Genomic DNA, 12,518 nt, shown 5'->3' on the forward strand with positions numbered 1-12,518 from the left:
GGCGATCCGCTGGTGTCGGGCGCAGGTGAAAAACCGGCATATGTCGTCAATGTCAGGGTGCTTTCGCTTTCCGCGGATCCGGCTGCCGCCCTCATCGGCGAGGGCAACCTCGCATGCTTTGCGGCGGGAATGCAACCCTGATTTCAATCGGATTCGTTCTCCCGCTCGAACCGCTCCCTAGCAGCGGCGACAGCAGCTTCGTTCTCGATCGCCCAGTTGGTCAGCGCCTTCAGCGGACCCAGCAGCGTCCGGCCGAGCGGCGTCAGAGAATAATCGACGCGCGGCGGAATACTGGGCGTAACGAAGCGGCTGACGAGACCGTCCTTCTCCAGCTCCCGCAAGGCAGTCGTAAGCGACTTCTGGGTAACGCCTCCGATTCCCCGCTTGAGATCGGAAAAGCGACGGGGCCCAGCCTCTAGGTGAGCAACCACCAGGCTGCACCACTTGCTTCCGACGGTCTGCAACAGCCGCCGGACCGGAACGCAGCGCGGGTCCTCGTGATGGGGCAGCGGCGGGTCGATCTCGACTTCCCGCGGCTTTGCCAGTGGTTTCATGGAGGATACCTCGGTTTCAAAAAAGTGCCGTCTTGTGGCCAGCGCAGACTGACATAATTTAAGCGCAGTATCCATCGTATACTGAAGTATCCTTGAGATACCTCTATCAAACTCCTGTTTTTCAAGGACAAATCATGCCACTGAAGTTGAAGGTTATCACCGGGTCCACTCGGCCTGGCCGTGTCGGGCCGACAATCGCGAACTGGGCGGCGAGCGCTGCGGAAGCCCATGGCGGCTTCCAGGTTGAAAGCGTCGACCTTGCCGACATCAATCTGCCGCTTCTGGATGAAGCCGCCCACCCGGCGGCCCAGCAATACAGCCACGAGCACACCAAACGCTGGAGCAGCATCGTCGGCGATGCGGATGCCTTCCTGTTCCTGACGCCGGAATACGACTACTTCGCCCCGGCTTCGCTGGTGAATGCGATCCAGGTGCTCTATCGCGAATGGAACTACAAGCCGGCCGGTATCGTCAGCTATGGCGGCATATCGGGGGGTTTGCGTGCCTCGCAGACGCTGCGCGAGCTGCTTGCCAATGTGAACGTGATGCCGCTGCCCCAGGTGGTGCCGGTGCCGTTCTTCCCGGAATTCATCAGCGAAGACAAGGTCTTCACACCGAACGACAAGATCAGCGAAGGCATGACCGGTCTGCTCGGCGAGTTGACCAAATGGGCCACCGCCCTCAAGACCATCCGCTAGGGCACGTCGCGAAAAGGTGGATTCCGGTTTTTCGCAAAAAGACGTGCGTCAATAAAGAGATTAAGCGGGTCACGTGAATTCAAATGAACGCGACTCGCTTTAAGGCAAAGGGCTGCCGGATTTGTTCCGGCAGCCCTCTTCAATTGAACAGGCTCTCGATCGTCAGCCTTTCACGGGGCCAAGATCGCACGGGGCTTCGCTGTCGTCGGGCACGAAGAAATCCGGTGCCAGTGCCAGGCTCGGGTCGACCCGGTACTTGTCGAAGTCGGTCACGCCGCGGCTTGCCAGGAAGGTGTCGTCGATGACGAACTGGCCGGTGAATTCCTTCGACGGCGTGGTGAAGATCTCGTAGGCAGCATCGGCCAGGATCTCCGGCGTCCGGCTCTGCTGCATCATCTTGTCGCCGCCAATGATGTTCTTGATCGCCGCTGTCGCGATGGTCGTGCGCGGCCACAGTGCGTTGACCGCGATGCCCTTCGAGCGCAACTCGCCCGCAAGACCCAGCACCGTCAGGCTCATGCCGTATTTGGCGATGGAATAGGGCGTGAACGGCGAGAACCACTTTTCCTTCATGTCGAGCGGCGGCGACAGCATCAGGATATGCGGGTTGTCGGCCTTCTTCAGGTGTTCGATGGCGTGCTTGGAGCAGGCCAGCGTACCGCGCGTGTTGATCTGGTGCATCAAATCGAAACGCTTCATGTCGGTCTGGGAGAGCGGCGTCAGCTGGATGGCGCTGGCGTTGTTGACCAGGATATCCAATCCGCCGAAATGCGCGGCCGTCTTGTCGATCGCTTCCTTTACAGCTTCGTCGTCACGCACGTCCAGCAGGACCGGCAGTGCCTTGCCGCCAGCGGCCTCGATTTCCTTGGCGGCCGAATAGATCGTGCCTTCCAGCTTCGGATGCGGTTCCGCGGTCTTGGCGGCAACGGCGACATTGGCGCCCTCCCGAGCAGCACGCAGCGCAATTGCCTTGCCGATGCCGCGCGAGGCACCGGTGATGAACAGGGTTTTGCCCTTCAGGGACATGGTTTTCCTCCTGGGTTCGCCTTCGCGGCGGTCGTTTGCCTGGCGCGGATCTTAAGGCCGGTGGTTGGTTGGCACCAAAGATCTGCACCGAATTCCGTTTTGTCATCCCGATTAAGCGAAGCGCGAGCCGGGACCCAGGACTCCCGGGCCGTATCTGGTCAGGCGAAACTTATGAAGTTTCCTGGGTCCCCGCTCGCGGGGATGACTTTCGCGTTAAGTGGTTCAGGCCTTCTTCTTCATCATGAAGGCCTGGAAGGCGGCGATGGTTTCCGGGGCGCTGAGGCGGCTGGCGAAGATCTTGATTTCATTTTCCACCCGCTCCGAAAGCTGGTCCGTGTCGCCGCGCAGCAGCTTTCTGGAAAGTGCCATGGCTTCCGGCGGCTTGGATGCGATCTCCTTTGCACAGGCCAGTGCGGCGGCATCGACATCACCCTCAACGACCTCGTTGACGAGACCCGCAGCAGCGGCTTTCTCAGCCGAGAAGGCATTGCCGAGGCACAAAAGCTCGAAGGCACGCGCAGGGCCCATGATCTGGGGCCCGAGCAGGCTGGAACCGGCCTCCGGCACCAGGCCAAGATCGACAAAGGGCGAGCGGATGAGGGCGCGCGGGCTGGCAAAGACCATGTCGCAATGCATCAGCAGCGTCGTGCCGACGCCGATGGCGATGCCGTCGATCGATGCGACCAGCGGCTTCTCGTTGCGCACCAGTGCACGCAGGAACCGGACTACCGGGGTCTCGTCGATGCCGGTCTTGCCGGCATATTGCAGGAAGTCGCCGATATCGTTGCCGGCGGTGAAGACTTCCGGAAGGCCGCAGATGAGATGGCAGCGGATGCCCGCATCCGTATTGCCGGCCTCCAGCGCCTCGGCGAGGTCGCTGTACATCTGCCCGGTGAGAGCGTTCTTCTTCTCCAGCCGGTCCAGACGCAGGATCTGGACGCCGTCTTCGAGGGATTTGCGGATCATGTCTATCTCCAAAGACGGATCAGGAGGCCAGGGCTTCTGGATCGAAGGCCTGGATAGAGGCAGCGGACAGGAGAATGTCCGATTTGAGGCCTGCCGTTTCGCCAAGTGTCGTCTCGCAAAAGTTCCGGGCAAGCAGTGTGCGCTCGGCGAGCTTGCCTGCCGGTTCGCTTGATGACCGCAAGGCGCCCTTGGCCAGCAGCGCACCGCCGAGGGTGAGACCCGCAACGCGCAGATACGGCGTTGCCCCTGCCAGCGCATCGGCCACGCGGCCTTCGGACTGTGCGGTCAGCATGTAGCCGGTCGCCTCTTCAAGGTCCTTGATGCTTGCGCTGAGGCGCTCGGCCGCCGCGCCGAAGTCCGGCCGGTTGGAAGCGGTGACCTCGTCGGCAATGGCCTGCAGTTCCGCGATGAAACCCTTGATGTGCTCACCGCCCGACAGCGGCAGTTTGCGCATGACGAGGTCGATGGACTGGATGCCGTTGGTGCCCTCATAGATCGGGGCAATGCGGGCATCGCGCAGATGCTGGGCAGCGCCGGTCTCCTCGATGAAACCCATGCCGCCATGGATCTGGACGCCGAGCGAGGCCACTTCGACGCCGAAATCGGTCGACAGTGCCTTGGCGATCGGTGTCAGCAGGCTTGCACGCTCGCTCCAGAAGGTGCGGCCTGCTTCGTCTTCGGCGACCTTCGCCATGTCGATGGCATGGGCGCAGGCATAGCAGATGGCCCGGGCAACCTGCGTGCGGGACTTCATGCCGAGCAGCATGCGCTTGATATCGGGATGACGGGCGATCGGGCTCATGCCCTCGCTCGTGTCCCCCGGCGCCTTGCCCTGCTTGCGCTCGACCGCATAGGAAAGCGCATGCTGGTAGGCGCGCTCGGCGACGCCGAGGCCCTGGATGCCGACGGCAAGGCGGGCGTTGTTCATCATCGTGAACATGCAGGCAAGGCCGCGATTTTCCTCGCCGACCAGCCAGCCGATGGCGCCGCCCTCGTCGCCATAAACCATGGTGCAGGTCGGCGAACCGTGGATGCCCATCTTGTGTTCGACACCGGCCACCTTGACGTCGTTGCGCTCACCCAGAGAGCCGTCGTCATTGACCAGGAATTTCGGCACCAGAAACAGCGAGATACCGCGGGTTCCCGCCGGCGCATCCGGCAGGCGTGCCAGCACCATATGGATGATGTTGTCGGTCAGGTCGTGATCGCCATAGGTGATGAAGATCTTCTGACCGAAGATGCGGTAGGTGCCGTCGCCGTGACGCTCGGCTTTTGCCTTGAGGGCGTTGAGATCGGACCCGGCCTGCGGCTCGGTCAGGTTCATGGTGCCCATCCATTCGCCACTGACCAGCTTTTCCAGGTATTTCGCCTTGAGCTCTTCGGAAGCGTGTTTCTCCATTGCCTCGATGGCGCCGATGGTCAGCGTCGGGCCGATGGCAAAGGCCATGGAGCCGGAGTTCCACATTTCGAGCGCGGCGGCGGACAGCATCTGCGGCAGTCCCTGGCCGCCTGCCTCCGGGTCGGCCGTCAACCCGTTCCAGCCGCCTTCGATCCAGGCGTGGTAGGCCTCGCGCCAGCCCGGGGGCGTCGACACCTTGCCGTCCTTGAGCGGCGTGCCGTGCTTGTCGGCGACAGCATTCAGCGGGGCGATCTCCTCGGCGGCGAAACGGCCGGCCTCGGTCAGGATGGCATCGACAAGATCGTCGCCGAGTTCGGCATGGCGGTCGCTTTTCTGCAGGTCGCTCAAGCCGCAGACCTGTTTCAGGGTAAAGGCGATCTCATCGACAGGGGCGCGGTACATTCAGGTCCTCCCAAAACCGTCCGGCACTTCTGATACCGGTGAATGGCTGTTTTCGCTGTTCCAAGCTTGACGGCGGCGGAGCTTGTCCGCAAAAGGCGCTATCGGCAGCAGTTGACCGGACAATAGACCAGTTGACGTTAACGTCAACCCGTATCGCAGCGGCAGGTCATCGTCTTTTTGGTCAGCATGCCTTGACCGCGTTTCGAAGTGAACGGCTTTTTAGAGACTGGCAGCATGCAGCGTTGGACGCTCGACATCGATAGCCCTGACTGGCAGGACGCGCCTGAAACAGTCGCCGTGTGCTCCGCATTGGAAGCTGGCGAGCTTGTGGCTGTGCCGACCGAGACGGTCTATGGTCTCGCAGCCGACGCCACCAATGGAATGGCCTGTGCAAAGATCTTCGAGGCAAAAGGCCGGCCGCATTTCAATCCGCTGATCTCGCACCTGCCGTCGCTTGAGGCGGCACAAGCTCATGGTGTCTTTGACGCGCGTGCGTTGAAACTTGCGGAAGCTTTCTGGCCAGGCCCGCTGACACTGGTGATGCCGAAACAGAAATCCTCGCCGATCTCCGACCTGGCGACTGCCGGACTGGACAGCGTCGCCCTTCGGGTGCCTGACGGGCCGGTGATGCGGTTCCTCTCGGAAAGAACCGGACGGCCGCTTGCCGCTCCCAGCGCGAACAGATCCGGAAAGATCAGTCCGACGCGGGCAGAGGATGTCGTTGCCGATCTCGGCCAGTCGCTCAGTTTCGTCATTGACGCCGGGCCGTGCCAGGTCGGGATCGAATCCACGATTGTCGGCCTTGTCGACGGAACAGCCAGACTGCTTCGTCCCGGCGGACTTGCCCGGGAGGACGTTGAACGGATTTTAGGAGCTCCGCTGGAAGGGATCGACGCGGCAATCGGCCCCGACGCCCCCACCGCGCCGGGAATGCTAGTGTCACACTATGCACCCAACGCGTCAATGTTGCTGAATGCCAGCGAAGCAACTCCGGAGGACGGCCTGCTTTCTTTTGGTCCCGAACCGCTGCCGGGTGCCGAAACGGCTCTTGCCGAGGTCAATCTGAGCCCGACGGGGAACCTCACAGAGGCGGCCGCGAACCTGTTCCATGCCATGCGCCTTCTGGATTCAAGGGGCGTGCGCACCATCAGGGTCCAGTTTATCCCCAACTTTGGATTGGGCGAGGCCATCAACGACCGGTTGTACCGGGCTGCCGCCCCACGGGATTGACGCGACTGCGCGACTGGAAATTCCACCTGAAATCTGCTCGGTTTTCGTGCATTTGGTGTTTTCTTCATCAAAAAAATAAAAAGCCTTAAAAATCAGCATTTCAAGTGCCTATGCTGCCGCGGAAGTTGAACCCGGACCACCTGAAGTTAATACCGGAAGTGGCCAAGTTTCCGCTTTAACGGACAAACAAGGCCCACACGCGAAACCGGGATTTGGTTAAGCAAATCATACAATAGATTTGCCGATGTGTGGGTGTACTGCAAACTTATCAACACCATGACCCAAATGAATTACGGTAAAAAGCTCGCATTCCCTTACTGGAATCACGTAGATTAAAAATCAGATTTGAGATGCAGCGGACCTCCCCTCGGGCATTGCGGTGCTCGCACCTCACGAAGGGCCGGCAAGTTTGCCGGCCCCTTTTTTTGAGACGGAGTTCCGGGGACCGGCGATTTCACCGCTGCCTCTTTTGCGTGACAGTTCGGGATGGATCGCATCAGCCGCGTCTCCAGCGCACTGCCATTCCGCTCAGCATGAACCTTCCAGATCCGCCACGATGGATGCATTCAGACGTCCGAAGATAGGCCCCGGGCAACCGTTAAAGCGTGTCGCGTTCATTTGAATTCACGCGACCCGCTTTACCTCTTTCTTGACGCACGTCTTTTTGCGAAAAGCCCGGAAACCACTTTTTTGCGACGTGCTCTAAAAGCGCGCCCTTCCACTCATTCAATGACGGAGCTCTCCCTCTGAGGTCACATCCGGCGATCTTTCCGGACCACGGTTTTGCGAGCCGGCGCGAAATCGCCGGCAGCAATTGACAGTCCGCCGCACAACCGCTCAGATGCGCGATGAACCAATAACAATTGCCTTTCCGGAAACGCCCTTGTCTACGCTGATCCTCAACCATCCGTCCTATCTCGATCATCTGACACCTGTGGGCCATCCGGAGCGTCCGGACCGGATCCGGGCGATCGACAGGATCCTGGAACACGAGAAATTCCAGTCTGTTGAGCGCGACCTGGCACCGATGGGCACGGTGGAGGATATCGCCCGCGCCCACCCGATGAGCTATGTCGACCAGATCCACCGGCTGGCCCCCAGCGAAGGCACGGCGCGTGTCGATGCGGATACGACCATGTCGCCCGGCACCTGGGAGGCAGCCCTGCGCGGTGTCGGCGGAGCCTGCCGCGCTGTGGACGAAGTCTTGACGAAGAAGGTGAACAACGCCTTCTCCGCGTCGCGCCCACCTGGCCACCATGCGGAAAAAGACCGGGCAATGGGCTTCTGCTTCTTCAACAATGCCGCCATCGCCGCGCGCTATGCCCAGGAGAAATACGGTCTTGGCCGCGTGGCGATCGTCGATTTCGACGTGCACCACGGCAACGGCACCCAGGACATCTTCTGGGACGATGCAACGGTCATGTACTGTTCGACCCACCAGATGCCGCTTTATCCCGGATCGGGCGGAGCGTCGGAAACGGGAACGGCCAACACGATCGTCAACGTGCCACTTGCGCCAGGTGAGGACGGCGCGGGTTTCAAGGAAGCCTTCGAGGTTGTTCTCCTGCCACGGCTTGAAGACTTTGCGCCGGAACTGGTGATCATTTCTGCCGGCTTCGACGCCCATATGCGCGATCCCCTCGGCGGCCTCAATCTGGTCGAAGCCGATTTTGCCTGGGCGACACGGGTCCTGATGGATGTGGCCGACCGGCACGGCAACGGCCATCTGATCTCGGTGCTTGAAGGCGGTTACGACCTTGAGGGACTGGCCCGCTCGACAGCCGCCCACGTCATGACCCTGATGACGGGCTGACAGCAGCACCTCTATTGCGGCTGGATGTGAAGCCTCAACAGGTGGTCCCTGGTCATGTTGAAGCTCCACATCCAGCTGCCAAAAGCACGGGGAAGACAGGTCAGGGACCGAAATGAAACCTTGACCTTGGGCGCAAGGCCCGCAAGTTTGCCCCAGATCCACATGCACAGACAGACGGAAGCCTACAAATGACCGATGCTGCCAACGACATTTCCGGCCTTTCCTTCGAAGAGGCACTCAAGCAGCTGGAAACCATCGTGCGGGAACTGGAACAGGGCAACGTTCCCCTGGAGCGCAGCATCGACATGTATGAACGGGGCGATGCCCTTCGCAAGCACTGCGACGCGCTTCTGAAATCGGCCGAAGCGAAGGTGGAGAAGATCCAGCTGGGCCAGAACGGCGAAGCCGGCGGAACGGAAGCACTCGATCCGCAATAGACGGCAAGACGCGGAAGAACACTTCCACGCCGCGACATAGACCGCATCAATCAAAGTCTGCCGGCCTGAAGATCGTTTTCTTCAGCATCTTAAACGACGGCCCTGCACGGATAATATTCGGCGAAGCTCTTTTCCCAAAACATGAATCGGCCGTCATCTTCAACTGACGGAATTCACTCGACGTCATCCGAACACTTATCTGAAAGTTCCTTTCAGACCTTCCATTGCCATGCAAGTGACATATTGCTATAAATATTTGGATGGAGAAGAGGTTTGTATGTAATAGTTAGTAGATCCTACTTGGCATGCCCGCACTCAGTGAAATTGACCTAGCAAATCTACTTATGCGAGTTCTTGAGTGCTCCTCGCAATCCTTGGGTTGGCAGCAAGTTCTGGAATTCATCGATCAAAAGCTGACCTGCCGCTCCTTTCTCGCGGCGTTCGATGAGAATGGTGCGCCGCAACCGCAATTCGGCGGTCTCCAGGCCGCAAATGAAATCGGCTCCGTGTTGCACCGGATCGAGACCGAGGGCGGCCGAAGCGCCCTGCACTTCCTGCTTTCGGAAGCTTCCCTTTTCTACCCCTATTGCAAGACCTCACTTGCCGGCGGACGGACATTACGGGACCCGGCTGCCTGGCCGGCCGATTTCAGTGCCACGGATACCGCAAGCGAACCGGTTGCTCACACAGTTTTGCAATCGTCGCCGGGGCTGATCTCGCCTATCTGGCGGACGGAAGGTCATACGGTCCTTTTCGGCTGCCTGTTCATCACACACACGCCGGCGACAATTGACGTTGCGGTTGCCAGCGATACGTTCCGGAAGATTGTTCAGGCCCTGTCGCCCGGGCTGAAGATCCAGTTTCAACTCCAGGAAGAACGTACAAAGGCCGAGGCAAACCAGGTGTTCGTCTCGGCGATGGCTGGCCCGGCCGTTCTGATTGATGCCGGACGGCGCATCCTCATCCAGACCGCCTCCGGCGTCGAGGCGCTGACCGAGCTGGATGCCGGCTATGCGCGCCGCCACACGCTGGTCTTCAAGAACAAGCAGATCGAGACCTGCCTGTCAGACTTACTAGCGGCGTATCGCTCCAAGATGGACAGTCCGGATGCAGACCCCTCGCCCGCTCCGGATGAGAACGGGGCGGTAGCGAATGCCGATGTCAGGTCCGTATTCGTTGCGACGCCCGACGGCTTCCTGAAACGAATATCCATTGAGGCCGTCAATCCTCCGCAAGACGAGACGATGCCCGTGTCCCCCTGGTTCCTGTTGCGCGTGCGCGAAACCGCTGACGTTTCCGAAGCCGTCGAAGATTGCCTGCAGAGCCATTACGACCTTTCCCAGTCGGAGGCCCATCTCGCCCGTCAGCTGACTGTGTCCGGCTCCATGCACGCCACCATCGAAAGCCTCGGCATCACCCGGAATACGGCCAAGACGCACCTGCGCCGCATTTATGAAAAGACGGGCGCCCACACACAACTACAGCTTGCGCGGCTGGTGCACCGGCTGGCGAAGCTGTTCTGAGAAGCAGAGTGGTCTCTGCCGACTATGGGAAGCAATAGGCCTTATCGTTTCGGCACTACGGTCAGCAGCAGGTCCACAAAAAATGGGGCCGCGAACTGCGACCCCAAGTTGATCACTGTGCACGTGGCCCCATCGACCACGACCATTCCATTAGGCCAGATCTTCCCGAGATGCATCACCCAAACGGGTGATTGAGCGCATTTTCGTGAAAAGTTGCACGCAATCTGCAAAGTCAACTTTTAATTTAGGCATGCAAACGGTTCGGACAGCCCTTTCCCCGCGCGTAACGGGGGCCAATTTGGCGCATTCCGCTGACCGCATTTGCGCCCTATATCCGGTTGGTGTATGCCTGCCCGCCAGTTTCAAATCATGGAGCCATCTCCAGAGTGACTTCCAAGCCCGATACCCCTCTCCTCGACAAAGTGATCTCGCCGGCCGACCTGCGCCAGCTCGGGGAGGCCGATCTGCGGCAGCTCGCCGACGAATTGCGCGCCGAGACAATCGACGCCGTGTCGATCACCGGGGGGCATCTGGGGGCCGGACTCGGAGTCGTCGAACTCACCGTCGCGCTGCATTACGTCTTCAACACGCCGGACGACAAGCTCATCTGGGATGTCGGACACCAGTGCTACCCGCACAAGATACTTACCGAGCGCCGGGACCGCATCCGCACGCTGCGCCAGGGCAATGGCCTGTCCGGCTTCACCAAACGCGCCGAAAGCCCTTACGACCCGTTCGGGGCGGCTCATTCCTCGACGTCGATATCCGCCGGCCTCGGCATGGCCGCCGCGCGGGATCTGAAGGGCGGCAACAACAATGTCATCGCCGTGATCGGCGATGGTGCCATGTCCGCCGGCATGGCCTATGAGGCGATGAACAACGCAGGCCATCTGGGCTCGCGGCTCATCGTCATCCTCAACGACAACGACATGTCCATTGCCCCGCCGGTCGGGGCCATGTCCGCCTATCTTGCCAAGCTGGTGTCGGGCCCCACCTACCAGACCTTGCGCGACGCGGCCAAGAACCTCGTCAAGAACCTGCCCAAGCCCGTCTTCGAAAAAGCGGCCCGGGCGGAGGAATATGCCCGCGGCTTCTGGACCGGAGGCACGCTGTTCGAGGAGCTCGGCTTCTATTATGTCGGTCCCGTCGACGGCCATAACCTGGAGCACCTTCTGCCAGTCCTGAAGAATGTACGCGACAATCATCATGGACCGGTGCTGATCCATGCGGTCACACAAAAGGGCAAGGGCTATGCACCGGCGGAGGGCGCCAGGGACAAATATCACGGCGTTGCCAAGTTCGACGTCGTCACCGGCAAGCAGGCCAAGCCCAAGGCCAATGCACCGAGCTACACCAACGTTTTCGCGACGTCCCTGATCAAGGAAGCGGAGAACGACGACAAGGTCGTCGCCATTACCGCCGCCATGCCCGACGGCACCGGTCTCGATCTCTTCGGCGAAGCTTTTCCAGCGCGCACCTTCGACGTCGGCATTGCCGAACAGCACGCGGTCACTTTCGCCGCCGGTCTTGCCACCGAAGGTCTCAAACCATTTGCCGCCATCTATTCGACCTTCCTGCAGCGCGCCTACGACCAGGTGATCCACGATGTGGCGATCCAGGGCCTGCCGGTGCGTTTCCCGATCGACCGCGCCGGTCTGGTCGGTGCCGACGGCCCGACCCATGCGGGAGCCTTCGACACGGCGTTCCTCACCTGCCTGCCCGGCTTCGTGGTGATGGCCGCAGCCGACGAGGTCGAACTGCGGCACATGGTGGCAACGGCCGTTGCCTATGACGATGGCCCGATCTCGTTCCGTTACCCGCGCGGCGAAGGCGTCGGGCTGGATCTGCCCGAACGCGGCACCGTCCTTGAAATCGGCAAGGGCGTCATCCGCCGCGAAGGCACCAAGGTTGCGCTCCTCAATTTCGGCGGCCGCATGAGCGAATGCCTCAAGGCTGCCGACGAACTGGATGCCGCCGGCCTTTCCACCACGGTCGCCGATGCCCGTTTCGCCAAACCGCTGGACATGGAGATGATCCGCCGTCTTGCGCGCGAGCACGAGGTACTCGTCAGCGTGGAGGAAGGGTCCGCTGGCGGTTTCGGCAGCCACGTGTTGACGCGTCTGGCCGAGGAAGGGCTGCTGGACAACGGCCTGAAAGTTCGTGTCTTGAGCCTGCCGGACAGCTATCTCGACCATGACAAGCCCGACGTGATGTATGCGCGGGCCGGACTTACCTGCGACGGCATCCTGAAGACGGTCTTCACCGCGCTCGGTACCGCCACGGTCAGCGCGCCGCAGCGCGCCTGAGGCTTTTCAGGAAACGGCTCCTCTGCGCCGGTGCCGGGAAACATGGCTCCGGTTTCGGCTGGGGAGTGAATTTCAATCATGATTGACAGGAGCGGCCAGACCTGAAAAGGCTGGGTGCAAAGAGCGAGCGCGCCGGGTTGAAACCGGCGCCTTTGTTTTATTGC

At 60.7% G+C, this 12,518-nt stretch carries 10 protein-coding genes; 6 read left to right on the forward strand and 4 right to left on the reverse strand.

The genetic code is table 11. The features are described from left to right. Positions 1–143: 143 nt before the first annotated feature. Entirely contained in the window at positions 144–554 is a 411-nt protein-coding gene (locus ACX3M4_RS10445; protein WP_459358517.1) for a winged helix-turn-helix transcriptional regulator, read from the reverse strand. A gap of 134 nt (positions 555–688) precedes the next feature. Between ACX3M4_RS10445 and ACX3M4_RS10450 the strand changes: the two genes are divergently transcribed. Next, positions 689–1,252 carry an NADPH-dependent FMN reductase gene (locus tag ACX3M4_RS10450; protein ID WP_459358518.1) on the forward strand — a complete coding sequence of 188 codons (564 nt, stop codon included), beginning with the start codon at positions 689–691 and terminating at the stop codon, positions 1,250–1,252. A 162-nt stretch (positions 1,253–1,414) separates the two neighbouring features. On the opposite strand, the gene ACX3M4_RS10455 is transcribed toward ACX3M4_RS10450, so the two are convergent. The 3 genes from ACX3M4_RS10455 to ACX3M4_RS10465 all read right to left on the reverse strand — a co-directional run bounded on the left by ACX3M4_RS10455 (position 1,415) and on the right by ACX3M4_RS10465 (position 5,045). Continuing rightward, positions 1,415–2,278 (reverse strand): SDR family oxidoreductase, encoded by an 864-nt coding sequence (locus ACX3M4_RS10455; protein WP_459358519.1) that lies wholly within the window; start codon positions 2,276–2,278, stop codon positions 1,415–1,417. Positions 2,279–2,500: 222 nt separating this feature from the next. Next, on the reverse strand, positions 2,501–3,244 hold the full coding sequence (locus tag ACX3M4_RS10460; protein ID WP_459358520.1) for a crotonase/enoyl-CoA hydratase family protein: 744 nt from the start codon (positions 3,242–3,244) through the stop codon (positions 2,501–2,503). Positions 3,245–3,263: 19 nt separating this feature from the next. After that, positions 3,264–5,045: an acyl-CoA dehydrogenase gene (locus ACX3M4_RS10465; RefSeq protein WP_459358521.1), complete on the reverse strand. Its 1,782-nt coding sequence runs from the start codon at positions 5,043–5,045 to the stop codon at positions 3,264–3,266. A 234-nt stretch (positions 5,046–5,279) separates the two neighbouring features. On the opposite strand from ACX3M4_RS10465, the gene ACX3M4_RS10470 reads away from it, so the two are divergent. The 5 genes from ACX3M4_RS10470 (at position 5,280) to dxs (ending at position 12,354) form a co-directional block, all read left to right on the forward strand. After that, a complete protein-coding gene (locus ACX3M4_RS10470; RefSeq protein WP_459358522.1) occupies positions 5,280–6,275 on the forward strand; it encodes an L-threonylcarbamoyladenylate synthase in 996 nt (331 codons plus the stop codon). Between the two features lie 883 nt (positions 6,276–7,158). Further along, on the forward strand, positions 7,159–8,088 hold the full coding sequence (locus ACX3M4_RS10475) for a histone deacetylase family protein (protein ID WP_459358523.1): 930 nt from the start codon (positions 7,159–7,161) through the stop codon (positions 8,086–8,088). Positions 8,089–8,276: 188 nt separating this feature from the next. Further along, positions 8,277–8,525, forward strand: a complete 249-nt coding sequence (locus tag ACX3M4_RS10480; RefSeq protein ID WP_459358524.1) for an exodeoxyribonuclease VII small subunit — start codon at positions 8,277–8,279, stop codon at positions 8,523–8,525. A 374-nt stretch (positions 8,526–8,899) separates the two neighbouring features. Beyond that, complete coding sequence (locus ACX3M4_RS10485; protein ID WP_459358525.1) at positions 8,900–10,048, forward strand: helix-turn-helix transcriptional regulator; 1,149 nt, start codon at positions 8,900–8,902, stop codon at positions 10,046–10,048. Positions 10,049–10,434: 386 nt separating this feature from the next. Beyond that, complete coding sequence (dxs, locus tag ACX3M4_RS10490; protein ID WP_459358526.1) at positions 10,435–12,354, forward strand: 1-deoxy-D-xylulose-5-phosphate synthase; 1,920 nt, start codon at positions 10,435–10,437, stop codon at positions 12,352–12,354. Positions 12,355–12,518: the final 164 nt, after the last annotated feature.

The sequence above is a fragment of the Roseibium sp. M-1 genome (genome assembly GCF_054515675.1).

Excerpts from the sequence above, each read along its gene's own strand:
- ACX3M4_RS10480 (WP_459358524.1), top strand. The coding sequence starts at position 8,277 with ATGACCGATGCTGCCAACGACATTTCCGGCCTTTCCTTCGAAGAGGCA.
- ACX3M4_RS10445 (WP_459358517.1), bottom strand. The coding sequence starts at position 554 with ATGAAACCACTGGCAAAGCCGCGGGAAGTCGAGATCGACCCGCCGCTG.
- ACX3M4_RS10465 (WP_459358521.1), bottom strand. The coding sequence starts at position 5,045 with ATGTACCGCGCCCCTGTCGATGAGATCGCCTTTACCCTGAAACAGGTC.
- ACX3M4_RS10470 (WP_459358522.1), top strand. The coding sequence starts at position 5,280 with ATGCAGCGTTGGACGCTCGACATCGATAGCCCTGACTGGCAGGACGCG.
- ACX3M4_RS10460 (WP_459358520.1), bottom strand. The coding sequence starts at position 3,244 with ATGATCCGCAAATCCCTCGAAGACGGCGTCCAGATCCTGCGTCTGGAC.
- ACX3M4_RS10455 (WP_459358519.1), bottom strand. The coding sequence starts at position 2,278 with ATGTCCCTGAAGGGCAAAACCCTGTTCATCACCGGTGCCTCGCGCGGC.
- ACX3M4_RS10450 (WP_459358518.1), top strand. The coding sequence starts at position 689 with ATGCCACTGAAGTTGAAGGTTATCACCGGGTCCACTCGGCCTGGCCGT.